The organism is Streptomyces sp. NPDC059787 (assembly GCF_042732315.1).
GTDB classification, from domain to species: domain Bacteria; phylum Actinomycetota; class Actinomycetes; order Streptomycetales; family Streptomycetaceae; genus Streptomyces; species Streptomyces atrovirens.
Window position 1 is genome coordinate 1 of record NZ_JBHWHX010000045.1, and the last position, 26,356, is coordinate 26,356.

Annotated in this window: 23 protein-coding genes and 2 tRNA genes; 20 read left to right on the top strand and 5 right to left on the bottom strand. The window is 71.7% G+C overall.

What is annotated here, in order from left to right; genetic code table 11:
* Positions 1-165: 165 nt before the first annotated feature.
* Positions 166-1,278 (bottom strand): M48 family metallopeptidase, encoded by a 1,113-nt coding sequence (locus ACFV5H_RS30740; RefSeq protein ID WP_385052506.1) that lies wholly within the window; start codon positions 1,276-1,278, stop codon positions 166-168.
* A gap of 17 nt (positions 1,279-1,295) precedes the next feature.
* On the opposite strand from ACFV5H_RS30740, the gene ACFV5H_RS30745 reads away from it, so the two are divergent.
* The 10 genes from ACFV5H_RS30745 (at position 1,296) to ACFV5H_RS30790 (ending at position 6,464) form a co-directional block, all read left to right on the top strand.
* Positions 1,296-1,505 (top strand): hypothetical protein, encoded by a 210-nt coding sequence (locus ACFV5H_RS30745; protein WP_385052584.1) that lies wholly within the window; start codon positions 1,296-1,298, stop codon positions 1,503-1,505.
* A 130-nt stretch (positions 1,506-1,635) separates the two neighbouring features.
* Positions 1,636-1,800 carry a hypothetical protein gene (locus ACFV5H_RS30750; protein WP_385052503.1) on the top strand — a complete coding sequence of 55 codons (165 nt, stop codon included), beginning with the start codon at positions 1,636-1,638 and terminating at the stop codon, positions 1,798-1,800.
* 61 nt (positions 1,801-1,861) lie between these two features.
* A complete protein-coding gene (gene nadD, locus ACFV5H_RS30755; protein ID WP_385052501.1) occupies positions 1,862-2,500 on the top strand; it encodes a nicotinate-nucleotide adenylyltransferase in 639 nt (212 codons plus the stop codon).
* A gap of 16 nt (positions 2,501-2,516) precedes the next feature.
* Positions 2,517-4,229 carry a LytR C-terminal domain-containing protein gene (locus ACFV5H_RS30760; protein WP_385198215.1) on the top strand — a complete coding sequence of 571 codons (1,713 nt, stop codon included), beginning with the start codon at positions 2,517-2,519 and terminating at the stop codon, positions 4,227-4,229.
* Between the two features lie 94 nt (positions 4,230-4,323).
* Positions 4,324-4,767, top strand: a complete 444-nt coding sequence (gene rsfS / locus ACFV5H_RS30765; protein ID WP_385052495.1) for a ribosome silencing factor — start codon at positions 4,324-4,326, stop codon at positions 4,765-4,767.
* Positions 4,764-5,432, top strand: coding sequence for a histidine phosphatase family protein (locus tag ACFV5H_RS30770; RefSeq protein WP_385052493.1), 669 nt, complete (start codon positions 4,764-4,766; stop codon positions 5,430-5,432). The genes rsfS and ACFV5H_RS30770 overlap by 4 nt, the downstream gene beginning before the upstream one ends.
* 132 nt (positions 5,433-5,564) lie before the next feature.
* Positions 5,565-5,637, top strand: a tRNA-Ala gene (locus ACFV5H_RS30775).
* A 201-nt stretch (positions 5,638-5,838) separates the two neighbouring features.
* Positions 5,839-6,012: a hypothetical protein gene (locus ACFV5H_RS30780; RefSeq protein WP_006136075.1), complete on the top strand. Its 174-nt coding sequence runs from the start codon at positions 5,839-5,841 to the stop codon at positions 6,010-6,012.
* A 3-nt stretch (positions 6,013-6,015) separates the two neighbouring features.
* The gene (locus ACFV5H_RS30785; RefSeq protein WP_019523121.1) at positions 6,016-6,249 is read left to right on the top strand and encodes a hypothetical protein; all 234 of its coding nucleotides are present in this window, start codon (positions 6,016-6,018) and stop codon (positions 6,247-6,249) included.
* Positions 6,250-6,391: 142 nt separating this feature from the next.
* Positions 6,392-6,464, top strand: a tRNA-Ala gene (locus ACFV5H_RS30790).
* Positions 6,465-6,565: 101 nt separating this feature from the next.
* Here the strand turns inward: ACFV5H_RS30790 and ACFV5H_RS30795 are convergent.
* Both ACFV5H_RS30795 and ACFV5H_RS30800 read right to left on the bottom strand, forming a co-directional pair.
* Positions 6,566-8,176, bottom strand: coding sequence for an NADH-ubiquinone oxidoreductase-F iron-sulfur binding region domain-containing protein (locus tag ACFV5H_RS30795; protein ID WP_385058074.1), 1,611 nt, complete (start codon positions 8,174-8,176; stop codon positions 6,566-6,568).
* A gap of 184 nt (positions 8,177-8,360) precedes the next feature.
* Complete coding sequence (locus tag ACFV5H_RS30800) at positions 8,361-9,659, bottom strand: cytochrome b/b6 domain-containing protein (protein ID WP_385198216.1); 1,299 nt, start codon at positions 9,657-9,659, stop codon at positions 8,361-8,363.
* A 482-nt stretch (positions 9,660-10,141) separates the two neighbouring features.
* On the opposite strand from ACFV5H_RS30800, the gene leuS reads away from it, so the two are divergent.
* The 8 genes from leuS (at position 10,142) to holA (ending at position 21,084) form a co-directional block, all read left to right on the top strand.
* Entirely contained in the window at positions 10,142-13,009 is a 2,868-nt protein-coding gene (gene leuS / locus ACFV5H_RS30805; protein ID WP_385198218.1) for a leucine--tRNA ligase, read from the top strand.
* A gap of 222 nt (positions 13,010-13,231) precedes the next feature.
* Positions 13,232-13,969 carry a hypothetical protein gene (locus ACFV5H_RS30810; protein ID WP_385198219.1) on the top strand — a complete coding sequence of 246 codons (738 nt, stop codon included), beginning with the start codon at positions 13,232-13,234 and terminating at the stop codon, positions 13,967-13,969.
* Between the two features lie 83 nt (positions 13,970-14,052).
* Entirely contained in the window at positions 14,053-14,898 is an 846-nt protein-coding gene (locus ACFV5H_RS30815) for a DegV family protein (RefSeq protein WP_385058082.1), read from the top strand.
* A 574-nt stretch (positions 14,899-15,472) separates the two neighbouring features.
* Positions 15,473-16,327 (top strand): helix-hairpin-helix domain-containing protein, encoded by an 855-nt coding sequence (locus ACFV5H_RS30820; RefSeq protein ID WP_385198221.1) that lies wholly within the window; start codon positions 15,473-15,475, stop codon positions 16,325-16,327.
* Positions 16,324-18,876 carry a ComEC/Rec2 family competence protein gene (locus ACFV5H_RS30825; RefSeq protein WP_385198223.1) on the top strand — a complete coding sequence of 851 codons (2,553 nt, stop codon included), beginning with the start codon at positions 16,324-16,326 and terminating at the stop codon, positions 18,874-18,876. Before ACFV5H_RS30820 ends, ACFV5H_RS30825 begins: the two co-directional genes overlap by 4 nt.
* Positions 18,877-18,892: 16 nt before the next feature.
* Positions 18,893-19,732, top strand: coding sequence for an arylamine N-acetyltransferase (locus tag ACFV5H_RS30830; protein WP_385198240.1), 840 nt, complete (start codon positions 18,893-18,895; stop codon positions 19,730-19,732).
* A gap of 64 nt (positions 19,733-19,796) precedes the next feature.
* Complete coding sequence (locus ACFV5H_RS30835; RefSeq protein WP_385058088.1) at positions 19,797-20,051, top strand: hypothetical protein; 255 nt, start codon at positions 19,797-19,799, stop codon at positions 20,049-20,051.
* Positions 20,052-20,106: 55 nt separating this feature from the next.
* On the top strand, positions 20,107-21,084 hold the full coding sequence (gene holA / locus ACFV5H_RS30840; protein WP_385058090.1) for a DNA polymerase III subunit delta: 978 nt from the start codon (positions 20,107-20,109) through the stop codon (positions 21,082-21,084).
* 218 nt (positions 21,085-21,302) lie between these two features.
* Here the strand turns inward: holA and rpsT are convergent, their stop codons facing one another.
* Positions 21,303-21,569 (bottom strand): 30S ribosomal protein S20, encoded by a 267-nt coding sequence (gene rpsT, locus ACFV5H_RS30845; protein WP_189555767.1) that lies wholly within the window; start codon positions 21,567-21,569, stop codon positions 21,303-21,305.
* 243 nt (positions 21,570-21,812) lie between these two features.
* On the opposite strand from rpsT, the gene lepA reads away from it, so the two are divergent.
* Together lepA and ACFV5H_RS30855 are read left to right on the top strand one after the other, a co-directional pair.
* On the top strand, positions 21,813-23,681 hold the full coding sequence (gene lepA, locus ACFV5H_RS30850; RefSeq protein ID WP_385198225.1) for a translation elongation factor 4: 1,869 nt from the start codon (positions 21,813-21,815) through the stop codon (positions 23,679-23,681).
* A gap of 280 nt (positions 23,682-23,961) precedes the next feature.
* Positions 23,962-25,836 carry an AMP-dependent synthetase/ligase gene (locus ACFV5H_RS30855; RefSeq protein WP_385058094.1) on the top strand — a complete coding sequence of 625 codons (1,875 nt, stop codon included), beginning with the start codon at positions 23,962-23,964 and terminating at the stop codon, positions 25,834-25,836.
* Between the two features lie 63 nt (positions 25,837-25,899).
* On the opposite strand, the gene ACFV5H_RS30860 is transcribed toward ACFV5H_RS30855, so the two are convergent.
* Positions 25,900-26,343 carry a hypothetical protein gene (locus tag ACFV5H_RS30860; protein ID WP_030871707.1) on the bottom strand — a complete coding sequence of 148 codons (444 nt, stop codon included), beginning with the start codon at positions 26,341-26,343 and terminating at the stop codon, positions 25,900-25,902.
* Positions 26,344-26,356: the final 13 nt, after the last annotated feature.

Sequence of the window (26,356 nt, forward strand, 5' to 3'; positions counted from 1 at the left end):
GCCGGAGGGGCTGAAATTTAGCCCCTCCGGCGTTTGAGGAGCGGGGTCTGGGGCGGAGCCCCAGGTTCGGGACGGGAAGGGGCGGCGGGGGCGATCGGCGTCGTCAGTGGCGGGGTGCACCATGTGGGCATGAGCGGGGGCGCCGGCCGCCGTGGTCGGGCGGGGCTACGCCCCGTCGCGCGGCGGCTCGTCGTCCTCGGTGCCCGACGGCGCACCCGGCTTCGGGGACTTCGGCTCCGAGGACGTGAAGCCGCCGAAGCCGCGGCGCACCCGGCCGCCCAGGTCTCCGGCGCCTCCCGCGATGTCGCTGACCAGCTTCATCAGCGGGTCCTTGGAGTTGCGCACCTCGTCCGCGTAGCTGCTCGCCGAGTCCCGCCAGGAGTCCCGCACCGAGGCGTCCTTGTCCTCCTCGCGGCGCGGGTAGTGGCCGTCCATGATCCGCTGGAAGTCACGGGAGGCCGCCCACTTCTTCAGCTCGGCCGCCCGCACGGTGGTGAACGGGTGCGAGCGGGGCAGCACGTTGAGGATCTTCAGCACGGAGTCGCGCAGGTCGCCCCCCGCCTCGTACTCCTCGGCCTGCTCCAGGAACGCGTCCACGTTCATCTCGTGCAGGTGGTTGCCGCCCGCGATCTTCATCAGGCCGCGCATCGAGGCCTGCACGTCCTGGCCGACCAGCAGCCCCGCGCGGTCCGCCGACAGCTCCGACTTGCGGAACCACTCGCGCAGCGCCGTCACGATCGCCATGATCGCGACGTTGCCGAGCGGGATCCACGCGACGCGGACCGCCAGCGACGTCAGGAACAGCAGGATCGTCCGGTACACCGAGTGCCCGGACAGCGCGTGCCCGACCTCGTGCCCGACGACCGCCCGCATCTCCTCCTCGTCGAGCAGTTCCACCAGACCGGTGGTCACCACGATGATCGGCTCGTCCATGCCGATGCACATCGCGTTCGGATTCGGGTCCTGCTTGACGTACATCGACGGGACCTTCTCCAGGTCCAGGATGTAGCAGGCGTCCCGCAGCATGTCGTTGAGATGCGCGAACTGCCGGTCCGAGACCCGCACCGAGTCGGACAGGAACAGCAGCCGCAGACTGCGCTCGGGCAGCAGACCGCTCAGCGCCTTGAACACCGTGTCGAAACCGGTCAGCTTGCGCAGCGCCACCAGCGCGGAGCGGTCCGCCGGATGTTCGTACGCCCGCGTGGAGATCCCGGGGAAGCGCCTGCGCTGCCTGCTCGGCACGCTCTCGTGCCCGTTGTGCTGATGGCCGTCGGACATGTATCCCCCATGTGCGTCTGAGTGACCCTTCGCGGCCCCTTGTACGGCCCTTCGCTCCCCCGAGGCGATGCCCGGCCCAGGCGGAGTTACCGTGGACGGGCAGTGACGGACGGGACGGCCGAGGAGGTGCGGGGATCTTGCTCCGGGTGCTTCTGATCGTGATGGTGGTGGGCTGTGCGCTCACCGCGTGGTTCCTGTTGCGCGGCTACAGCCGGAAGGACGACTGAGCGGCGGGGAAGGTTCCTTCCGCCCGCCACCGGGCCCGCAACGGCGGAGTCGGCGTGATCGGCGCGAGGGCCCCCGCATACGATGAGGCGACGTCTTTGTCCCGCCCACACGCGATAGGTTCTGCCGAAGATGAGCATCCACAGCACCGCTGCCCAGTTCGCCACCCTCGCCGCCGAGGGCGGAGAGCACGGAGGCAACCACGAGAGCCTCAGCCCCGCCCTCACCGGCGGCGGCGCCCTGTTCGTCCTGCTGCTCCTGCTGTGGATCACCACCCGCTTCAACCGCGACCGCTGAGCCCTCCGCCGGCCGCCCTGGCGGACGGGGTGTTCAGGCCGGGCCGGTAGGGTCTGCACGCATGGGAGAGCAGGACATGCCTACCGGCCCCGGCAGCGGCCCGGCGCGGCAGGGCAGGCGCCGTCTCGGCGTGATGGGCGGCACCTTCGACCCGATCCACCACGGGCACCTGGTGGCGGCCAGTGAGGTCGCGGCGCAGTTCCGCCTCGACGAGGTGGTGTTCGTCCCCACCGGCCAGCCGTGGCAGAAGAGCCACCGCGCGGTGTCCGCCGCCGAGGACCGCTATCTGATGACGGTCATCGCGACCGCCGAGAACCCGCAGTTCTCGGTGAGCCGCATCGACATCGACCGCGGCGGTCCCACCTACACCACGGACACCCTGCGCGACCTGCGCGCGCTCAACCCGGACAGCGACCTGTTCTTCATCACCGGCGCCGACGCCCTCGCCCAGATCCTCACCTGGCGCGACAGCGAGGAACTGTTCTCCCTGGCACACTTCATCGGCGTGACCAGGCCCGGCCACCACCTGACCGACGCGGGCCTGCCCGAGGGCGGTGTCTCGCTCGTCGAGGTTCCCGCCCTCGCCATCTCCTCCACGGACTGCCGTGCGAGAGTCTCCAAGGGGGAACCCGTCTGGTACCTGGTGCCGGACGGAGTCGTGCGCTACATCGACAAGCGCGAGCTGTACCGCGGCGAGTGAGCCGAGAGGGGCACCGGTGAACGACCGATACGACGCGGGTTACGGGGCCGACGGGGGCGGCGCCCCGTACGAGCTCGTCGGCTACGACGAGTACGGCAGGCCCGTCTACCGCCAGGCCACGGACCAGCAGGGCCGGCAGGCCCAGCAGTACGACGGTTACCAGCAGCAGGGCTACGGCTACGACCCGTACCACACGGGAGGACACCAGCAGCCCTCGTACGACCCCTACGGGACCGGGACCGGGGCCCCGCAGCAGCCGCAGGCGCCGTCCTACGACTCCTACGACTCCTACGGCACTCAGCAGAGCGGCCAGGACGGCCAGAGCACCCCGTACGACCCCTACGGGCAGACCACGCACACCGGGCAGCAGCCCCGTGTCACCGAGCAGACCGCGCACATCCCGCAGCAGCCCGGCCCGGCCGACGACGAGCAGGACACCGCCGGACCCGCACCGGACTACCGCACCGAGCAGTTCGCCTTCGTCGAGGAGCCCGACGGCGACTCCGAGGACGTCATCGACTGGATGAAGTTCACGGAGAACCGCACCGAGCGCCGGGAGGAGGCCAAGCGCCGAGCCCGCAGCCGGATCGTCGCCCTCGTCGTGGTGTTCGCCCTGGTCGTGGCCGGCGGCGTCGGCTACCTCTGGTACGCCGGGAAACTGCCCGGCCTGTCCGACTCCGGCCCCGGCACGGGCACCACGACGGCCGCGGGCGCGCAGAAGCGGGACGTCATCGTCGTACACCTGCACGACACCACCGACGGCGGCACCGCCACCGCCCTGCTCGTCGACAACACCACCACCGAGCAGGGCACCACCGTGCTGCTGCCCAACTCCCTCACCCTGACCGCCGACGACGGCACCACCACCACGCTCGCCAAGTCCGTCGAGGACGACGGCTCCGAGGGCACCAGGACCGCCCTCGACACCGTCCTCGGCACCGACATCGAGGGCACCTGGCGGCTGGACACCCCCTTCCTGCTCACCCTCGTCGACCTCGTCGGCAACATCGAGATCGACACCGACACCGACGTGCCCGACCCGGACGCCGGGAAGAAGGGCGAGGCACCCCTGGTCAGGAAGGGGAAGAACCAGACCCTCAGCGGCAAGATGGCCGTCGCCTACGCCACCCACCGCGGCTCCGGAGAGTCCCAGAACGCCCAGCTGGAGCGGTTCGGGCAGGTCCTGCACGGCGTCCTGCGCAAGATGACCTCCGACCCGGACGCCGCCACGACCACCGTCCAGACCCTCGGGCAGATCATCGAGCCGCCGCTCACCGACAAGGACCTCGGCTCCTTCCTCGCCCGGCTCTCCGACCGCGCCAAGGGCGGCGACCACAAGAGCGCGCTGCTGCCCGTGCAGGACGACGGCACGCTCACCGCGGAGGCGAGCGACAGCGTCGTCAAGGACGTCCTCGGCGGCACCGCCAAGAGCCCCGACAAGGACGCCGCCGTCAGCGTCTCCGTGCGCAACGCCACCGGGACGAAGGACAACACCGAGAAGGCCCGCGTGGTGCTCCTCAACGGCGGCTTCACCTTCCGGGACGCGGGCACCGCCGGCACCGCCGAGACCGCCTCGAAGGTCGTCTACGCCGACGCCGCCGAGAAGGAGAACGCCACCGAGGTCGCCAAGACCCTGGGGCTGCCCGCCGACTCCGTCACCAAGGGCGAGGTCTCCGCGAACGCCCGCGTCTCGGTCGTCCTCGGCCAGGACTACGACCCCGGCTCGTAGCGCGTTCCGGGCGCACCCTCCGTAATTGCGGAAGGTGCGCCCGGCGGTCCGTGAGACCCTTGGGAGCAAGTGTCCACCGACCGAAAGCCTCGCAGTGACCGCAACCGACCGTTCCCTCGAGCTCGTCACCGCCGCCGCCCAGGCGGCCGCCGACAAGCTCGCGCACGACATCGTCGCCTACGACGTCAGTGACGTGCTGTCCATCACCGACGCCTTCCTGCTGGCCTCCGCCCCCAACGACCGCCAGGTCAAGTCGATCGTCGACGAGATCGAGGAGCGGCTCAGCAAGGAGCTCGGCGCCAAGCCGGTCCGCCGCGAGGGCGACCGCGAGGCCCGCTGGGTGCTGCTCGACTACGTCGACATCGTCGTCCACGTCCAGCACAGCGAGGAGCGCGTCTTCTACGCCCTGGAGCGGCTGTGGAAGGACTGCCCCGAGCTGGAGCTGCCCGAGGACGCCAAGGCCACCCGCGGCAAGGCCGCCGAGCACGCGAAGCTCCAGGAGGCCGAGGAGGCCGCGCAGACCGGCGGTGAGTGGTGAGCGCCACCGGTGAGGTGGGCGGGTCCGCGCGCCGGGGCCGCCGCGTCATCCTGTGGCGGCACGGCCAGACGTCCTGGAACGTGGAGCGCCGCTTCCAGGGCTCCACGGACGTGGACCTCACCGAGACCGGCGTCGCCCAGGCACGCCGGTCCGCCCGCCTCCTCGCGGGGCTCAAGCCCGACGCGATCGTCGCCTCCGACCTGAGGCGGGCCGCGGCCACCGCCGCCGAGCTCGCCGCGCTCACCGGCCTCGACGTCACCCTCGACGAGGCCCTGCGGGAGACCTACGCGGGTGTCTGGCAGGGCCTGACGCACGACGAGATCATCGCCAGGTACGGAGACGAGTACACCGCGTGGAAGCGCGGCGAGCCGGTCCGCCGGGGCGGGGGCGAGCTGGAGACCGAGGTCGCCGACCGCGCCGCCCCCGTGGTGCTGCGGCACGTCGACAAGCTCCCCGGGGACGGCACGCTCGTCGTGGTCAGCCACGGCGGCACCATCCGCACCACCATCGGCCGGCTGCTCGGACTCGACCCGCACAACTGGGAGAGCCTGGGCGGTCTCACCAACTGCTGCTGGTCCGTCCTCGGCGAGGGTGCCCGCGGCTGGCGGCTGCTCGAGCACAACGCCGGCACCCTGCCGGAACCGGTGCTCGGCGACGACGACTGAGAGTGCTTCGATCCGGCCCCGGGGCGCCCCGGGACCCGGATTTCACTTTCCGGCAGGTCACAGGCTAGAGTTCTTCTTGTTCGCCCCGCCGAGCGGGAGAGAACACCAGGAAGCCGCGTCACGTGGCAACCAGGGGCTATAGCTCAGTTGGTAGAGCGCCTGCATGGCATGCAGGAGGTCAGGAGTTCAATTCTCCTTAGCTCCACATGACGAAGATCCCGCCTCCCCCAGGGAGGCGGGATCTTTTGTTGTCCGCCGTTGAGCAGGACGGCTCTCACGGGCGTATACCTCCGCGAGGCGTCGAGCCGTGTCCCGACCGGTACCCCGGCGTCGCTGACCGTGTCGGCCCGGTCGTGGCAGAATCAAACGGCCGGAAGGGGGCGCGGCCCGACGGGAGGGAGTTGTGATGCCTGCGAGCATCCTCGAGGAGGTCGACCACCTCCTCGGAGCGGTGTCGACGCGACGGACCTCTACCCGCCTCAGCTGCCCTTCCTGCGGCTCCGCGCACGTCGCCCAGGTGCTCGGCGACAACGGCGGGATCTCCTACGTGTGCACGGCCTGCGGCCACAGCTGGAGCTGACCGATGGGTGCACACAGGCGGAAGTGCGACTGGTGCGGCAGCGGGACGCCGATCGTCCGGGACATGGAGCCGCTCAACCCCGACTACCAGTACTGGTGCGAGGAATGCGCGCGGGCGCTGATCATAAAAGGCGACCCCATCGAGACGTACCGCGAACTCGAGGGGGAGCCGATCTACGGTCGGCTGCTGGAGGAGCACTGCACGCTCAAGCGCTTCTATTCGTTCGTGACCGCGTGACCCTCGGTGAGGGAAATTCGGGACATAGGCGAGCGAAGCGAAACCGATTTGGTGTTGGCCCGGGTGGACCGTGTAAAGTTGGCGTCGCCGCCGGGGAAACCGGGCGACACGAAGGACATGCGGCTCCGCCGCGTGGCAGCAAGGGGCTATAGCTCAGTTGGTAGAGCGCCTGCATGGCATGCAGGAGGTCAGGAGTTCAATTCTCCTTAGCTCCACAGAAGTCGAGGGCGGACCATCCGAACGGATGGTCCGCCCTCGCTGGTTGTCCGGGACCTTGCTGCTTGTCCCGGACCGCCGCAGCGGCCCGGGACCCGTCTCAGCGGCCCAGGGCGCGCCGGCCGCGTCCCTGCGAGAGCACCGGCAGATTGCGGGACGGCGCCTTCGCCTGGGGCGACTCGTCCTCGATACGCAGGGCCAGCGCCGGGCAGCGGCGCACCGCCCGCAGCGCCTTCGCCTCCGCGAAACGCGGCACCTGGGCCTGAGCCACCGTCGGGAAGCCGTCCGCGCCGAGCTGGAACACCTCCGGGAGGATGTCCGCGCACAGGCCGTGGCCCCGGCACAGCGTCCAGTCGACGTAGATCTTCTGGCGGCTGGGCCCGTTCTCCTCGCCTCCGCCGCCCGGGATGCCCGTAGGGGCCCTGCCCCCCTCGAAGAGCGGCAGGACGCCCGCCACGGGCCGTCCGCAGCCATTGCCGAGGACATGCGCGGCGAGGTCGTCGGTGAACGCCTTGACGGTCGACTCCAGGAACATCGCGGAGCCGTCCGGGTGCGAACACGCCCCGCGCCGCTTCACGTTCTTGGCGACCTGCTTGACCGCCTCCAGGGCGGCGGGACCGCCTCCGTTGAGGATGTCCTCCAGGCCGCGCGCGGCGGCCGGCAGCCCCAGGTAGCAGGGGCCGCACTGGCCGGCACTCTCCTCCGCCAGCCACTGGGCGACCCGCAGCGACTCGCCCAGCGGACAGGTGTCCTGACTGATCGGCAGGATCGCCCCGGCGCCGAGCGCACCGCCCACGGCATCCAGGGAGTTACGGGAGACGATCGCCTCGTTGACGGTCGCCGCGTCGATCCACTTGCCGTGGTAGCCGCCCGTCAGCACCCCCTGCGGCACCGGGGGAGCCCCGGCGAGCTGGAGGATGTAGCGCAGCGGCACACCCGTCGGTGCCTCGATCACCATCGGGCGGGCCACCGCCCCCGACACCGTGAGCATCACGGTGCCCGGTTCGTCGTACAGGCCGGTGTTGCCGTAGCGCTCCGGGCCGATGCGGGCGGCGATGGCGAGCTGGGCGAACGTCTCGGCGTTGGACAGCAGCGTGGGAGCGCCGCCGACGCCGTTCTTCGAGGCGCTGGTCTTGCGGCCCGGCGGGATCGCCGGGCCGCCGTCGATCGAGCGGATCAGGGAGGCCGCCGCGCCGGTGACCATGCGGACCGGGTTGCGCTGCACACGGGCGCGCAGCGCGGAGCGGCGTCCGTTGTTCAGGCCGCGTTCGGCGAGCGCGGCCTCCATGGAGCGCTGGGTGGACTCCCGGGTGACCCCCACCACGAGCGTGCGGGCACCCATGGCCTCGGCGCACAGCAGCGCGCCGTCCAGGATGAGGTGCGGAGCACGGTTGATCAGCACCGTGTCCTTGCGGCAGGCCGGTTCGTCCTCGCTGCCGTTGACGACGACGACCGGCCGCACGCCGCGCTTGATCGCCGTCTCGGCGACCGAGCGCAGCTTCTTGTGGAAGGGGAACCCCGCGCCGCCGCGGCCCCTGAGGTTGATGCGTTCGGCGAGCTGCGCGAGCTGCTCACCGCCCAGGGGCTCGAGCGGCCCGTGCACCTTGAGGTGCATGGGCAGATCGAGCCGGTCGACAAGGTCGAAGCCCGACGTGAGCTGGGGAAGCCCGACCACGCGGACTTCGGGTACGTCGGGCAGGGCCTCGTTCACCAGCGACCTCCGAGGGTGCCCCCGGCTTCGGCCGGGAGAGAAATCGGGCTCCTGCGCGGCAGGGCGGGAAACGGGGTTTCACCCCGGAGACGACAGACGGACCGGTCGGCCGGACGGACCGACTGCCGTGTGTCGCGAGGACCAAGCACGCGCAACTCTTCCAATGCTGTTGTCGGGGGAGGGTTCAATTGAAGCCTCCGGACGACGTGTTCGGTGTGTTCGTCGTGTTCCAGGATTCACCCGAACCCGGTGCGTCGAAGTCGTAGGACGACGACGCGCCGGGGTTCGGTGCGGGGGCGGGACCGCTGTTGTACGTGTCACCCGGGTTGTACGTGCCGTAGAGGCCGTTCGTCTCACCGGTGTCGCGCACATCACGTGAACCGAACCCGGAGGCGGCCGAATTGTCATAGGCCGGGATGTTGTATCCGGTGTCCTGGAGCGGGTCGTACGCCGACGGCGGGGCCTCGCCGACCGGTGGCGGGGACGGGATCGGCCAGTTGCCCGAGGTGCTCGAGGGGCCGTCCACGCGCGGGATGGCCTCCGTGGGCTGCATGTCCAGCGGCAGTTCCATGCGGGCGGTCGCGTCGGTGAGGGGGGTCTGTCCGAACGGCGTCCCGCCGGGCGTCGACACCGCGCGGTAGGCGGCCGCGAAGCCGTTCGCCGGTTCCGGGGCGGGCGCGCGTTCGGCGGTCTCGTACAGCGGGCGCCCGCCGCGCGGGACATCGCTCCGCCAGTCGCCGTCCCCGCGCGGACGCCCGTCGCCCCGCGCGGAGCCGCGCCCGCCGTCGTATCCCGGCAGGGGGGACTCGGCCGCCCGGGACCTGCTCTCCTCCAACTGCTTCTCACGGCTCCGCTGCTGGTCGGCGGCGCCGAGCAGTGCGGTGAGCCGGTCGGCGATTCTGCGCTTCACGCGGGGCGGGGAGGCGCGCACGGCGAGGGCCGCCATGACGCCGACCACGGACAGCCCGTAGAGGATCGTGAAGACCGGCTTCGCCGCTCGACCCGCGTAGAGGCCGTGCACCAGCGCGGCGCACCAGGCCGGATAGGCCAGCATGTGCATCGCCCGCCAGCGGGCCGCGACCGGCGCCGGGGAGGCGAAGCGGTTGCGCAGCACACCGGTGATGCCGACGAAGATCATCAGCATCCCGGCGAGGGTGCCGAGCCCGATGAGGACCCCCCTGCCGGCGACGGCCTCGTCGTCGGTGAGGAGCAGTCCGAAGGGGATCACCGCGGCGATCCAGGTGGTGTGCTCCTGCAGCAGCTTGACGACGATGTGCACCAGCAGGAAGACGATCGAGGCGACCGCGGTCGTCCGGTGCACCGCCTGCGCCAGGATCCGCTGCCGGGGGCCGAGCAGGATGCGGTCCTGGGCGACGAGTCCCCAGATCACCGAACAGCTCAGGCAGACCAGGGACAGTACGCCCGCACCGAAGCTGAGGAACTCGACGAGCCAGTCGTCCGCCGTGCTGTCGTCCGGCCTCACGACCTGCCTCCCGGCGTCCCGACGCGGAGCGGGCACGACGGGGTCGCAGCCGACCGGCCCCGAGCGGGGGGTGGGCTGCTGTCTGGACGAGGGTTCATGGGGCGTCTCCGAAGGTTCGGTAAAGCGGTCCCGCTGCCGAACTCTAAGGGTCGTCATACCGATGAGTACGAGGTTTGAGTTATTGCGCTGTTATCAAAAGACAATGAGGCCGTTGTGATGTCCCTTAGCGGTCGTTACGCGAAGTAATCTTTGACCTTGGGTCAACGCGTCGTGGAAGCGCGTCGCGGCCGGATCGGCGGCTGCGGTACCCTGGCGCCATGCGTGCCGTACGCCTTCTGCTTAGCGAGCCGCGCTGATCAGTCCCGACCGCCGGTGACCGGCAGGTCGGAATCGGCGCGGCGTCCCCTCCTGTGCGAGGGGATTTTTCATTTCCGGGAAGTTCGCAGCAGCAGGCAGAGACGATCGATGGAGCATTGAGGATCATGAGCGAGACGAACCCCGCAGCCGCGGAGGCCGCGCCGCACCGCTACACGGCCGCCCTGGCCGCCGAGATCGAGGCACGCTGGCAGGACTTCTGGGACGCCGACGGCACCTACGCCGCGCCCAACCCGAGCGGCGACCTGTCGGGCGATCCGGAGACGGCCGCCAGGCCCAAGAAGTTCATCATGGACATGTTCCCGTACCCCTCCGGTGCGGGACTGCACGTCGGACACCCGCTGGGCTACATCGCCACCGACGTCTTCGCCCGTTTCCAGCGCATGACCGGGCACAACGTCCTGCACACCCTGGGCTTCGACGCCTTCGGCCTGCCCGCCGAGCAGTACGCGGTGCAGACCGGCACGCACCCGCGCGTGTCGACCGAGGCCAACATGGAGAACATGAAGTCCCAGCTGCGCCGGCTGGGCCTGGGCCACGACAAGCGCCGCTCGTTCGCCACGATCGACCCGGACTACTACAAGTGGACCCAGTGGATCTTCCTGCAGATCTTCAACTCCTGGTACGACGACGAGGCGAAGCGGGCCCGCCCGATCTCCGAGCTGGTCGAGAAGTTCGAGTCCGGTGAGCGCGGCGTCCCCGGCGACCGCTCCTGGAGCGAGCTGACCGAGGCCGAGCGCGCCGACGTCCTGGGCGAGTACCGCCTGGCCTACGCCTCCGACGCGCCGGTCAACTGGTGCCCCGGCCTGGGCACCGTGCTGGCCAACGAGGAGGTCACCGCCGAGGGACGCTCCGAGCGCGGCAACTTCCCCGTCTTCAAGGCCAAGCTGCGCCAGTGGAACATGCGCATTACGGCTTATGCCGACCGCCTCCTTGACGACCTGGACGCCCTGGACTGGCCCGAGGCCATCAAGCTGCAGCAGCGCAACTGGATCGGCCGCTCCGAGGGCGCCCGCGTCGGCTTCCCGATCGACGGCGAGAAGATCACCGTCTTCACCACCCGCCCCGACACCCTGTTCGGCGCGACCTACATGGTGCTGGCGCCCGAGCACCCGCTGGTCGAGAAGTTCACGCCCCAGGAGTGGCCCGAGGGCACCCACGAGGTGTGGACCGGCGGGCACGCCACGCCCGCGGAGGCCGTCGCCGCCTACCGCGCGCAGGCCGCCTCCAAGTCCGACGTCGAGCGGCAGGCCGAGGCCAAGGACAAGACCGGCGTCTTCATCGGCGCGTACGCCACCAACCCGGTCAACGGCGAGCGGGTCCCCGTCTTCATCGCCGACTACGTCCTGATGGGCTACGGCACCGGCGCGATCATGGCCGTCCCGGCGGGGGACCAGCGCGACTTCGAGTTCGCGCGCGCCTTCGAGCTGCCGATCCGCTGCATCGTCGAGCCGACCGACGGCCGCGGCACGGACACCTCCACGTGGGAGAACGCCTTCTCCTCGTACGACGCGAGGATCATCGACTCGTCGAACGACGAGGTCTCCCTGGACGGCCTGGGCGTCGCCGAGGCCAAGGCGCGCATCATCGAGTGGCTGGAGCGATCGGGCCACGGCGAGGGCACCGTCAACTTCCGCCTGCGCGACTGGCTGTTCAGCCGGCAGCGCTACTGGGGCGAGCCCTTCCCGATCGTCTACGACGAGGACGGCGTCGCCCACGCCCTGCCCGAGTCGATGCTGCCGCTGGAGCTGCCCGAGGTCGAGGACTACAGCCCGCGCACCTTCGACCCGGACGACGCCGACACCCGGCCCGAGACGCCGCTGTCGCGCAACGAGGACTGGGTCAACGTCACCCTGGACCTGGGCGACGGGCCGAAGAAGTACCGCCGCGAGACCAACACCATGCCCAACTGGGCCGGTTCCTGCTGGTACGAGCTGCGCTACCTGGACCCGCACAACAGCGAGAAGCTGGTCGACCCGGCCGTCGAGCAGTACTGGATGGGCCCGCGCGAGGGCATGCCGCACGGTGGCGTCGACCTGTACGTCGGCGGCGCCGAACACGCCGTGCTGCACCTGCTGTACGCCCGTTTCTGGTCCAAGGTGCTGTACGACCTGGGGCACGTGTCGTCCGCGGAGCCGTTCCACAAGCTGTTCAACCAGGGCATGATCCAGGCCTACGTCTACCGCGACAGCCGGGGCATCGCCGTACCGGCCGCCGAGGTGGAGGAGCGCGACGGCGGCTACTGGTACCAGGGCGAGAAGGTCTCCCGGCTGCTGGGCAAGATGGGCAAGTCCCTGAAGAACGCGGTCACTCCGGACGAGATCTGCGCCGAGTACGGGGCCGACACGCTGCGCCTGTACGAGATGGCCATGGGCCCGCTGGACGTCTCCCGGCCGTGGGACACCCGCGCGGTGGTCGGCCAGTTCCGGCTGCTGCAGCGGCTGTGGCGCAACATCGTCGACGAGACGAGCGGTGACGTCACCGTCGTCGACACCGACGACGTCGACGAGGACACCCTGCGCGCCCTGCACAAGGCGATCGACGGCGTGCGCGGCGACCTGGAGGGCATGCGCTTCAACACCGCCATCGCCAAGGTCACCGAGCTGAACAACCACCTGACCAAGCGGGGAGACGCGCTGCCGCGCCCCGTCGCGGAGTCCCTGGTGCTGCTGGTCGCCCCGCTGGCCCCGCACATCGCCGAGGAGCTGTGGCGCAAGCTGGGGCACACGGATTCGGTGGTGCACCGGGACTTCCCGGTCGCCGACCCGGCGTACGTGATCGACGAGACCGTCACCTGTGTCGTGCAGATCAAGGGCAAGGTCAAGGCGCGGCTGGAGGTGTCCCCGGGCATCGCCGAGGACGAGCTGGAGAAGGTCGCGCTGGCCGACGAGCGGGTCGTCGCGGCGCTGGACGGGGCCGGGATCCGCAAGGTGATCGTCCGGGCGCCGAAGCTGGTGAACATCGTCCCGGCGTGAGGTGAGCGTTCCGGGGTCCGGCCGGTGCGATCCGCCGGACGGACCTCAGGGCGCCCGGTGATACCGGGATCCCGGTGGTACCGGGGTACCGGTGGTCCGGGTGGTCCCCTACGGGCAGGTTCGGGGTTTTTCAGGAACTCCGGACCTGCCCGCTGCGTTTACCGTTGAAGAGCGGCGCGAAGTGCGCCGGGACAGGCCGGAAGGGCCCGGAGGAGGAGCTTCGTGGAGACGGTGTTCGCAGTGGTCGCCCTGCTCTTCGTGCTCTTCGTCGTGCTCGGCGCCTACGCCACGGTGAAGGTCGTCGGCGCCGCCAAGCGCAGCGCCGACCGCCACATCACCCAGGCCCGCCGCACGGTCGAGGATCACACCCTGCGGGCCAAGGCCTTCGTGCAGCCCGGTCCGGCCGGCGAGATCGCCCAGCTCCGGCTGGGGCTGCGCACCTCCATGCGGGCCACCCAGGACGCCCTGGAGGCCGCCGTCGCCGAGGACGAGTCCCTCAAGGAGTCCCTCGGCCTCTTTCAGCGGCTCAGCGCGCACGGCCACGAACTGGACGGCGAACTCAGGCGCCTGGAGTCCGAACCGGACCGCACCACCCTCGCCGCCCGGCTGCCCGAGCTGCGCGAGCGCACCGAGCGCATCACGAGCGCCGCGGACTCCCTGCGCTGGGCGGCCCGCGACCGCGCCCGCCGGTTCGCCTCCGACGACCTGGACTCGCTGAGCGAGCAGATCGACATGGAGGCCGGGGCCCTGCGCCACTGGACCACCACGGAACAGCACCCGGCACCCCCGCCCTGGCCCGAGACCCCCGCCACCGACGCCCCGACGGCCGGCCGGACCCGGCAGGACACCCCGGAGCCCGCCCCGGCGAAGGAACCGGAACAGCGGCCCGCCATCACCCCGCCGGCACCGCGCCCCACCTACTCCTGGCAGAAGAAGCCCCGCCCCGAGAGCACCACATGAGCACCTCCTGATCCGGCCACCGTCGGCCCCGCCCCGCGAGGCCGGGCTGCCGCACGGGCACCACGGCAGGTAACCTCCAGCTCATGTCCCGCCATGTCGCGATCGTCACCGATTCAACGGCCTACCTGCCGGCCCTGACGATGGAGCGGCACCGCATCACGGCGGTACCCCTGACCGTGGTCCTGGGCGACCGCGCGCTCGAAGAGGGCACCGAGATCTCCACCCGCTCCCTCGCCCAGGCTTTGCAGAAGCGGCGCCCGGTCACGACCTCGCGGCCCGGCCCCGAGGTGTTCGCCGAGACCTACCGCAGGGTCGCCGAGTCGGGCGCGACCGGCATCGTCTCCCTCCACCTCTCCGCCGAGCTCTCCGGCACCTACGACGCGGCGGTCGTCGCGGCCCGGCAGGCTCCGGTGCCGGTACGGGTGGTGGACACCGGCATGATCGCGATGGCGCTCGGGTTCTGCGCGCTGGCGGCGGCGGAGACCGCGGAGGCGGGCGGCACGGTGGACGAGGCGGTCACGGCCGCGGAGAAGCGGGCCGCGGACACGTCCGCCTACTTCTACGTCGACACGCTCGACTATCTGCGCCGGGGCGGCCGGATCGGTGCCGCGCAGGCCCTGCTGGGCTCGGCCCTTGCGGTCAAGCCGCTGCTGCAGCTCGCGGGCGGCCGTATCGAACCGCTGGAGAAGGTGCGTACGGCGTCGAAGGCGATCGCCCGCCTGGAGGAGATCGCGGCCGAGCGGGCGGGCGGGGCGGAGGTCGACGTCGCCGTCCACCATCTCGCCGCGCAGGAGCGCGCTTCGGCCCTCGCGGACCGGCTGCGGACCCGGCTGCCGGGACTGGCCGACCTGCACGTCAGCGAGGTGGGCGCGGTGATCGGGGCGCACACGGGGCCCGGGCTGCTGGGGGTCGTGGTCTCGGCCCGGTGAGGCCGGTGTGCTCGTACGGATGACGGAGTTGTCCACAGTCGGGCGGTAGTCCCCGGAAACCGAGCAAGATCATCGCGAGTGGGCCGATGTGCCGGATCCTCCTGGCATGGCACTTCGATCACGCTCACGCGCAGCGACGGCGACCAGCGGCCCGGGCCGCCCATCCGCCTCCGACGGCCGCGCCCGCCACCGCCGCCCCACCGGACCCCGCGGCCGGACCCCGCACCGGGACCGCCGGGCGGCGGCGGAGGAACTCCGCCGCCGGGCGGAGTCACTGTTCGACGGCGACGACCGCACCACGCACGGCAGGCGCCCCCCGGCCTGGGCCCTGACCGGCACCCGCCGTATTACGCGGGCCGGTTCTTCGGAGGCCGGGGACCGGTCGGGGGCCGCGGGGCGGGTGGGGGGTGCGGACCGTGGGGCGGCTGCGGATCACGTGCCGGCCCAGGGCCGCTCGGTGACTGTGGAACGTCGGGGCGCCGGGGAGCATGCGGCGAGGGCCGGGAACCGGTCGGCGGACGTGGGCCGGTCGGTGACTCCGGAGCGGTCGGTGGGGCCGGGGCGGGCGGCGGCCGTGGACCGGCAGGCTGCGCGGGGGCGGGCGACGGCTGGGGACTCCCTCGCGGCGGGGCCCGGTGGTGGTGCGGGCGCGGTGGATGACGAGGGCGATGTCGCGGGCCCGGAGGAAGCCGGCGGTGCGTCCGTACGGGGGCGACGGCGGGAGCGGGCCGGGCTCGCGCTGCGGGAGCGCCTGCCGTTGTGGGTGCAGACGCGGTGCGGGATGGAACGGCGGAGCGTGGTCGCGCTGTCGGTGCTGCTCGTGGTCGCTGTGGGATTCGCCGTACAGCACTTCTGGGCCGGGCGGACCCAGCCGGTACGGGCACCGGAGGTGGTGCGGGCGGCGGCGGTTCCGCACGGGGAGCACGTCAAGGACGCGGCGAAGGGGGAGGCCGTGCCGGACGGTGCGGTGAAGCCCGGCGCCCCGGGCCCGGCGGGGACCGAGATCGTGGTCGACGTCAGCGGCAAGGTGCGGGACCCGGGAATCCACCGCCTGCCCGCCGGTTCACGCGTCGAGGACGCGCTGCGGGCAGCCGGCGGAGTGCGGCCCGGCACCAGGACCGACACCCTGAACCGCGCCCGTTTCCTCGTCGACGGCGAGCAGGTGGTCGTAGGGGGCCCGGCACCGGCCGCGGCAGCCCCCGGCGGTACGGGTGCGGCGGCGGGAGCCGGTCCCACCACGCCGGTGTCCCTCAACACCGCCACCCTCGACCAGCTCGACACTCTCCCCGGAGTAGGCCCCGTGCTGGCCCAGCACATCCTCGACTACCGCACCCGCAACGGCGGCTTCCGCGCGGTGGACGAACTCCGCGAGGTGAACGGCATCGGCGACCGCCGTTTCGCGGACCTGCGGAACCTCGTACGGCCATGAGGACCGAGCCGACGGACCCGGCGGCGCCACCGCCCCCGCAGCCCACCGCCCGGCAGCGTGTCCACGCCGCCTCCGGGAAGCGGCTCGGAGCCGCGCACCCGAGGCAGGAGGGACCGACGGACCTACGACTGGTCCCGCCCGCCCTGGCCGCCTGGGCCGCGGCCGCCGTGATGCTGCACGCCCCGCCCGGCCGGGCGGCGGGCACGGTGATCGTCTCCCTGCTGACGGCCGGCGCTCTCCTCGTGGCGCGCAGCCGCCTGACCGGGCGGGCACGGGCCACCGCCCACGCCACCACCGCCGTCCTGCTCTGCGTCGCAGCGGCCGCCGGATCGGCGGGACTGCACGGCGCGGACCTGCGACGGGGCCCCGTGCCCGCACTGGCGCGGGAGTACGCCCCGGTGACCGCCGAGGTCGAGACCACCTCCGACCCCCGGCTCACCCGGCCCAGGGTCAGCGGCAACCACATGGCCCCGGCATCCGTACTGATCGAGGCCGACGTACGACGGGTGGAGCGGGCCGACGGCACGGCGGAGACGACCCGCACGCCCGTACTGCTGATCGTCGACCCGGGCCCGTCCGACCGCACCGCACCGGACACCGAGGGCCGCTCCCCCTGGCTCGCCCTCCTGCCCTCCACCCGCCTCCGCGTCGAGGCACGGCTCGCCCCGGCGAGGGCGGGCGGCGACCGGTTCGCCGCAGTGCTGCGGGTGAAGGGCCGCGACGGCCCGGAGACCGTGGGCCGGCCGTCGGGTCCGCAGCGGCTGGCGGGACGGCTGCGGGCCGGACTGCGGGAAGCGACCGACGGACTGCCGGCGGACGCGCGGGCGCTGCTGCCCGGCCTGGTCGTGGGCGACACCGCGAGGATCACCCCGGAACTGGACGAGGCGTTCCGGGAGACCGACCTCACCCACACGCTCGCCGTCTCCGGCGCCAACTTCACCATCCTCCTCGCCCTGCTCCTCGGCCCGCCCGGCCTGGCGCAGCAGGCCGAGCGCCGCGGACTCGCACCCCGCCTCGGCATCTCCCTGCGGGCCACCGCACTCCTCGGCGCCGTGCTCTCCCTCGCCTTCGTCGTCGTGTGCCGGCCCGACCCCAGCGTGCTGCGGGCCGCCGCCTGCGGATCCGTCGCCCTGCTCGCGCTCGCCACCGGCCGTCGCAGATCACTGATCCCGGCGCTGGCGACGGCGGTCCTGCTCCTGGTGCTGTACGACCCGTGGCTGGCCCGCAGTCACGGCTTCCTGCTCTCCGTGCTGGCCACCGGAGCGCTGCTCACCCTCGCGCCGCGCTGGAGCGCGGGACTGCGGCGGCGCGGGGTGCCGCCCCGCCTCGCGGAGGCGCTGGCCGCCGCGGGTGCCGCGCAGGCCGTGTGCGCACCGGTGGTCACCGTGCTGGCGGCACGGGTCAGCCTGGTGGCGATCCCGTGCAACCTGCTCGCGGAGTTCGCGCTCGCACCGGCCACGGTGCTGGGCTTCCTGGCCCTGGCCACGGCACCGGTGGTGATGCCGGCGGCGAAGGCGCTGGCCTGGTGCGCGAGCTGGCCCGCGGAGTGGCTCGCACAGGTCGCCAGAACGGGGGCCGCGCTGCCCGGCGCGGGAGTGGACTGGCCCGGCAGCTGGGCCGGCGCGGCGGCGCTCGGCGCCCTCACCCTGACGGCACTGCTCGTGGGCCGCCGCCTGCTGGGACACCCCTGGTGGTGCACCGCCTGCGCACTCCTGCTGGTACTGGTGGTGATACAGCCACGCCCCCTCACCCGGGCGATCACGGGCTGGCCCCCGCCGGGCTGGCGGATGGTGATGTGCGATGTCGGCCAGGGCGACGCGCTGGTGCTGGCGGCGGGCGGGAACGCCGGCGTGGTCGTGGACGCCGGCCCCGACCCGGCCCTCGTCGACCACTGTCTGCGCTCCCTCGGCATCACCAGCGTCCCGCTCGTCGTCCTGACCCACTTCCACGCCGACCATGTGGCGGGCCTGCCCGGCGTACTGCGCGGACGCGCGGTCGGCGCCATCGGGACGACGGCCTTCGAGGAACCCGCCGGCCAGGCCGCGTTCGTCCGAAGACTCGCCGCCGCCCGCCACATCCCGGTGACGCACGCCGCCGCCGGTGAGGTGCGGCGCACGGGAGAACTGTCCTGGGAGGTGGTGTGGCCCCCACCGGGCGCCCACTCCGCGCCGGAAGGCCCGAACGACGCCAGCGTCGCCATGCTGGTCCGCACGGCAGGCCTGCGCCTGCTGCTCCTCGGAGACCTGGAACCCCCGTCCCAGCGCGCCCTGGCGAGATCACCGGCGGCCGGGAGACTGGCCGACGTGGACGTCCTCAAGGTCGCCCATCACGGCTCCGCGTACCAGGACCCGGACCTCGTACGCCGGGCGGCCCCACGGCTGGCGCTGATCAGCACGGGGGAGGACAACACGTACGGGCACCCGGCACCGGGCACGGTCGCCGCCCTGCGGGCCGGGGGAGCGACGGTGCTGCGCACGGACCGGGACGGGGCGCTGGCGGTGGCCGTCGGCGGGAACGGGGGCAAGGAGTTGCGGGTGGCGCGACACTGAGGGCATGACTGAGGGGATGAACACCGCGGGAGTCGACGCCTATCTGTGCCGCCTGGGCGTCGAGCAGCCCGCCTGGCCCACCGTGGACGCGCTGCGCGAGCTGCATCTGCGGCATCTGGAGACCGTGCCGTTCGAGAACCTGTCCATTCATCTCGGCGAGGAGATCGTGCTGGACGGGAAGCGGCTGCTGGACAAGGTGGTGGAGGCGCGGCGGGGCGGGTTCTGCTACGAACTCAACGGCGCCTTCGGGGCGTTGCTCGCCGCCCTCGGTTACGACGTCCAGCTGCTCGCGGCGCGGGTGTACGGCGACGGAGGCCGGCTCGGCATCCCGTACGACCATCTCGCGCTGCGGGTGCGGACGGTGGACGGCGGCGACTGGCTGGCCGACGTCGGTTTCGGCGCCCACTTCCACCTGCCGCTGGCCTTCGGGGAGCGCGGGGAGCAGGAGGATCCCGGGGGCACGTTCCGGATCGCCGAGGCGGGTGCCGACGCGGCCGGGGTGCGCGGCGGGTCCGACCGGGTGGAGGCGGCGGACCTGGACGTGAGCCGGAACGGGCGGCCGGTGTACCGCCTGGAGGTCCGGCCGAGGGCGCTCGCCGACTTCACGGTCGGGGCGTGGTGGCACAGCACCTCACCGGCCTCCCACTTCACGCGGTCGCCGGTGTGCTCGCGGATCACCGGGGACGGGGGCAGGATCACGCTCAGCGGTCGGCGGTTCACGGTCACCGCGCCGGACGGGACGCGGCAGGAGCACGAGACCGGGACGGACGAGGAGGTGCTCGCGCTCTACCGGGACCGGTTCGGGATCGCGCTGGACACGGTGCCGACGGTGCGCGGCACCGGTACGGGCAGCTGACCCGGCACCGGGACGGGCGGCTGCCTCCCCTACCGGGACGGGCAGCTGACCCCCGTACCGGACAATGGCCCGTGTGAGTGATGTGCGACATGTGCTGGTGCTGCCCGACCGTGATGCCGCGGAGGAGGTGGCCGAGGCCCTCGGGGAACGGTTCGGCGTGGACGAGGAGCCGCGGCTGGTGCGGGACGCCCTGGCGGGGGAGGACGACGCGGAGGACGCGCAGTGGCTCGTCGTCCTGCGGGACGAGCCGGCCCGGCTGGACCCCGGGGAGCTGAACGAGTTCGTGGCCGGGTGGGACGGCTGGCGGGAGGAGCCGTAGCCCGGTGACCGCCGGCCGGGCGGCGGTGTCAGTGGCGCGTGGGATGCTTGTCGCGATGGCCAGGAAGACCGCATCCGACGACCTTCTCGCCCCGGTGACGCTCGCCGTGGGCCAGGAGGACCTGCTGCTCGACCGTGCCGTGCGGGAGGTGGTGGCCGCCGCGAGGGCCGCCGACTCCGACACGGACGTACGCGACCTGACACCGGACCAGCTCCAGCCCGGCACCCTCGCCGAGCTGACCAGCCCGTCGCTCTTCGCGGAGCGCAAGGTCGTGGTCGTACGCAATGCGCAGGACCTGTCCGCCGACACCGTCAAGGACGTGAAGGCGTACCTCGGCTCGCCGGCCGAGGAGATCACGCTCGTCCTGCTGCACGCGGGCGGAGCCAAGGGCAAGGGGCTGCTCGACGCGGCGCGCAAGGCGGGGGCGCGGGAGGTGGCGTGCCCGAAGATGACCAAGCCGGCGGACCGGATGGCCTTCGTGCGGGGCGAGTTCCGGACCGCCGGCCGGTCGGCCACCCCGGAGGCGTGCCAGGCGCTGGTCGACGCCATCGGCAGCGATCTGCGGGAGCTGGCCTCGGCGGTGTCCCAGCTGGTCGCGGACGTCGAGGGCACGATCGACGAGGCGGTCGTCGGGCGGTACTACACCGGGCGGGCCGAGGCGTCGAGCTTCGCGGTCGCCGACCGCGCGGTCGAGGGACGCGCGGCGGAGGCCCTGGAGGCCCTGCGCTGGTCGCTGTCGACCGGCGTGGCCCCGGTGCTGATCACCAGCGCGCTGGCCCAGGGCGTACGGGCGATCGGCAAGCTGCAGTCGTCGCCGAACGCAGGCCCCGCCGATCTCGGTATGCCGCCCTGGAAGATCAACCAGGTGCGGCAGCAGATGCGCGGCTGGTCCCCGGACGGTGTGGCCGTCGCGCTGCGCGCGGTCGCCGAGGCGGACGCGGGCGTGAAGGGCGGTGGGGACGACCCGGAGTACGCCCTGGAGAAGGCGGTCGTCACGATCGCCCGCGCGGCCCGGTCGAGGGGGCGGGCATAACGGCCCGGGCACAACGGCCCGGGCGCAACGGCACGGAAGAGGCCGAAAGCCCCGCCCACCACCCGGGGAAGGGTGTGAGGGCGGGGCCTTCGGTTGAAGCGTGTGAGCTCGCACCCGCGTGGCGAACGCAGGCCGCGTACGAGCTCGGGGTGCCGGCCGGGGGCGGATGAGAGAGGGCCCGCCCGGGGTCCCGCCGACGGTCAGATCAAAAGGGTGGTTCAGCCCTTGACGGCCGCGACCTTCTGAGCCAGCGCCGACTTCTTGTTGGCGGCCTGGTTCTTGTGGATGACGCCCTTGGAGACGGCCTTGTCGAGCTGACGCGCGGCAGCGCGCTGGTACTCGGTGGCCTTCTCGGTGTCACCCGCGGCGGCGGCCTCACGGGCCTTGCGGATCGCGGTCTTCAGAGAGGACTTGACGGCCTTGTTGCGCAGCCGGGCCTTCTCGTTGGTCTTGTTCCGCTTGATCTGGGACTTGATGTTCGCCACGAATGAGCCTCTACAGGTTCTGGCACGGAGCCGCAGTGGACCCGCACCGGTGATTTCTTGGGGTGTGCCTCGCGCTGAGAGGGCATGAGACACAGCCCCCCACACTACCAGCGGCCCATTCGGTGGCCCAAACCCGTCCCCGGTCGCCACCCGTGGGACCATGGAAGCTACGTATCGATCCGACCCGAGACCGCAGACGCACAAGCACACGTTATGCGGACGCCTCAAGAATCAGGACCCTGCGTGCCCGCGATCCCCAGCCATGTGCCCGAGCCGAGCCGTACCGACCCGGCGCTGATCCGCAATTTCTGCATCATCGCGCACATCGACCACGGCAAGTCCACACTCGCCGACCGGATGCTCCAGCTGACCGGTGTGGTCGAGCAGCGGCAGATGCGCGCTCAGTACCTCGACCGCATGGACATCGAGCGCGAGCGCGGCATCACGATCAAGTCCCAGGCGGTGCGTCTGCCGTGGGCGCCCACGCACGACAAGAGCGCCACGCACATCCTCAACATGATCGACACCCCCGGGCACGTCGACTTCACGTACGAGGTCTCCCGCTCGCTCGCCGCCTGCGAGGGCACCGTCCTCCTGGTCGACGCCGCCCAGGGCATCGAGGCCCAGACCCTCGCCAACCTCTACCTGGCGATGGAGAACGACCTCACGATCATCCCCGTACTGAACAAGATCGACCTGCCGGCCGCGCAGCCCGAGAAGTTCTCCGAGGAACTGGCGAACCTGGTCGGCTGCGACCCCGACGACGTGCTCAAGGTCTCCGCGAAGACCGGTCTCGGCGTCGAGGCGCTGCTGGACAAGGTGGTCGCCGAGATCCCCGCCCCGGTCGGCGTCAAGGACGCCCCCGCCCGCGCGATGATCTTCGACTCGGTCTACGACTCCTACCGCGGTGTCGTGACGTACGTCCGTGTCATCGACGGCCAGCTCAACAAGCGCGAGCGGATCCGGATGATGTCCACCGGCGCCACGCACGAGCTGCTGGAGATCGGCACCAACTCGCCGGAGATGCTGTCCGCCGACGGCCTCGGCGTCGGCGAGGTGGGCTACCTCATCACCGGTGTGAAGGACGTCCGCCAGTCGAAGGTCGGTGACACCGTCACCAGCCAGCACAAGGGCGCCGAGGAGGCGCTCGGCGGCTACAAGGACCCCAAGCCGATGGTGTTCTCGGGCCTCTACCCCCTGGACGGCTCCGACTACCCGGAGCTGCGCGAGGCCCTCGACAAGCTCCAGCTCAACGACGCCGCCCTGGTCTACGAGCCGGAGACCTCCGCCGCCCTCGGCTTCGGCTTCCGCGTCGGCTTCCTCGGCCTGCTGCACCTCGACGTGATCCGCGAGCGCCTGGAGCGCGAGTTCGGCCTCGACCTCATCGCGACCGCGCCGAACGTGGTCTACCGGGTGGTCATGGAGGACGGCAGCGAGCACACCGTCACCAACCCGAGCGAGTTCCCCGAGGGGAAGATCGGCGAGGTGTACGAGCCGGTCGTGCGCGCCACCATCCTGGCGCCCAGCGAGTTCATCGGCTCGATCATGGAGCTGTGCCAGACCCGGCGCGGTGTCCTGCTCGGCATGGACTACCTCTCCGAGGACCGCGTCGAGATCCGCTACACCCTCCCGCTCGCCGAGATCGTCTTCGACTTCTTCGACCAGCTGAAGTCCAAGACCCGCGGCTACGCCTCCCTGGACTACGAGCCCACCGGCGAGCAGACCTCCAGCCTGGTCAAGGTCGACATCCTGCTGCACGGCGACAAGGTGGACGCGTTCTCCGCGATCACCCACAAGGACGCGGCGTACGCCTACGGGGTGCGGCTCGTCGCCAAGCTGCGCGAGCTCATCCCGCGCCAGGCCTTCGAGGTGCCCATCCAGGCCGCCATCGGCTCCCGGGTCATCGCCCGCGAGACCATCCGTGCCATCCGCAAGGACGTTCTCGCCAAGTGCTACGGCGGTGACATCTCCCGTAAGCGGAAGCTGCTGGAGAAGCAGAAGGAGGGCAAGAAGCGGATGAAGATGGTGGGTTCGGTGGAGGTTCCGCAGGAGGCCTTCATCGCCGTCCTCTCCAGCGACGACAGCGCGGGATCGGCCAAGGGCAAGAAGTAGCCGGGAAGCAGCCGGGGAGACAACGGGGAAGCGCCCGGAGGTTACCGCGGGTCACTCCGCAAACCGGGTGCAATGGGGGCCCGTCGCACGTCGGTGCGGCGGGCCCCGCCCGTCGGCAGGGTGGCTCTCCGTGTGAAGTTACAGCCCGTGGCCCCTTACGCCGTGGCCGGTAGCCCTTTACTCTGTCCGTGCTCGATAGTTACTCGCGAGTTAAACAACGACGCGAGGAAACCCCAGCCGCACTGAGCCAGCCGCACCGTCGCGGGCCCCGGAGGATGTCGTGAGCGACACACAGACACTGATCGAGAACCGTCCGCCGAGCGTGGCGACCCTCTTCCTGGAGCGTGTGGCGGCCACACCGGACGCCGAGGCCTACCGCTACCCGGTCCCGGCGGCCTCCGGCGAGGGCCCGGACGACTGGAAGTCCCTCACCTGGGCGGGCACCGCCGAGCGGGTCCACGCCATCGCGGCCGGCCTGATCGAGCTGGGCGTCGAGCCCGAGCAGCGGGTCGCGCTCGCCTCCTCCACCCGGGTCGAATGGGTCCTCGCCGACCTCGGCATCCTCTGCGCCGGCGCCGCCACCACCACGGTCTACCCGCAGACCAACGCCGACGAGTCCGCCTACATCCTGTCCGACTCCCAGAGCCGGGTGCTCGTCGCGGAGAACGCGGAGCAGGCGGCCAAGGCGGTCGAGAAGCGCGCCGAGCTGCCCGAACTCACCCGTGTCGTGGTCGTCGACCCGGCCGGCGCCGACACCGACGACTTCGTGATCACCCTCACGGACCTGGAGAAGCTCGGCGCCGCCCGGCTCCAGAAGGAACCGGAGCTGATCAAGGAGCGGGTCGCCGCGATCACCAAGGACCAGCTCGCCACCCTCATCTACACCTCCGGCACCACCGGCCGCCCCAAGGGCGTACGCCTGCCGCACGACTGCTGGTCGTACATGGCCAAGGCCATCCCCGCCACCGGCCTGATCGGCGCCGACGACGTGCAGTACCTGTGGCTGCCGCTCGCCCACGTCTTCGGCAAGGTGCTCACCTCCGGCCAGATCGAGGCCGGCCACGTTACCGCCGTCGACGGCCGCGTCGACAAGATCATCGAGAACCTTCCGGTGGTCCGGCCGACCTACATGGCGGCCGTGCCCCGCATCTTCGAGAAGGTCTACAACGGCGTGGCCGCCAAGGCGAAGGCCGGCGGCGGCGCCAAGTACAAGATCTTCCAGTGGGCCGCCGGGGTCGCCCGCGAGTACGCCAAGGTCACCCAGGACAACTTCCGCCGCACCGGCACCGCGAGCGCGCCCTTCGGCCTCTCGGCGAAGCACAACATCGCCGACAAGCTCGTCTACGCCAAGATCCGTGAGGCCTTCGGCGGCAACCTGCGCGCCTGTGTCTCCGGCTCCGCCGCCCTCGCCCCCGAGATCGGCTACTTCTTCTCCGGCGCCGGCGTCCACATCCTGGAGGGCTACGGCCTCACCGAGTCCTCCGCCGCCTCCTTCGTCAACCCCGGCGAGGCCTACCGCACCGGCACCGTCGGCAAGCCGCTGCCCGGCACCGAGGTCCGCATCGCCGACGACGGCGAGATCCTGCTGCGCGGCCCCGGCATCATGCAGGGCTACCACAACCTGCCCGAGAAGACCGCCGAGGTCCTGGAGGAGGACGGCTGGTTCCACACCGGCGACATCGGCGAGCTCTCGCCCGACGGCTACCTCCGCATCACCGACCGCAAGAAGGACCTGATCAAGACGTCCGGCGGCAAGTACATCGCCCCCGCCGAGGTCGAGGGCCGGTTCAAGGCGGTCTGCCCCTACGTCTCCAACATCCTCGTCCACGGCGCCGACCGGAACTACTGCACCGCCCTCATCGCCCTCGACGAGGCCGCCCTCACGGCCTGGGCGGCCGAGAACGGCATGGAGGGCAAGCCGTACGCGGACATCGTCGCCGCGCCCGCCACGGTCGAGATGGTCGACGGCTACGTCAAGCAGCTCAACGAGGGCCTGCAGCGCTGGCAGACCATCAAGAAGTTCCGCCTCCTGCCCCGCGACCTCGACGTCGAGCACGGCGAGATCACCCCGAGCCTGAAGCTGAAGCGCCCGGTGGTGGAGCGCGAGTACAAGCACCTCATCGAGGAGATGTACGAGGGCACGCGCGAGGCGTGACCGTCACGGTGTGACTGCGGGGGCGGGGGGCCCGGGCGGGGGGGGCCCGGGGCCCCCCCACGCTCAGTGAGAGGTCTTGTGCAGGGCGATCGCCCGCTGCATCGCCTTGCGGGCGCGAGGGGTGTCGCGGGCGTCGTGGTAGGCGACGGCGAGCCGGAACCAGCTGCGCCAGTCGTCGGGGGCGTCCTCCGTCTCGGCCTTGCGGCGGGCGAAGACCTCGTCGGCCGAGTCGCGGTCGACCCGGCCGCTGGGCAGCCGCTTCAGCTCGTCGACGGGCAGGCCGCCCTCGGCGTCGAGCAGGGCGGCGAGCCGGTTGGCGTCGCGGACGAACTCGGTGTTCTTCCACAGGAACCAGACACCGATGACCGGCAGGATCAGCACCGCCACGCCGAAGGTGACGGTGAGGGGCGTGCCGGCCTCGATGAGCAGCACGCCACGGCTGCCGACCAGGACGAAATAGACCACCAGGACGGCGGCCGTGATGGCGTAGGAGATCTTCGCGCGCATGGGGTCGGCTCGG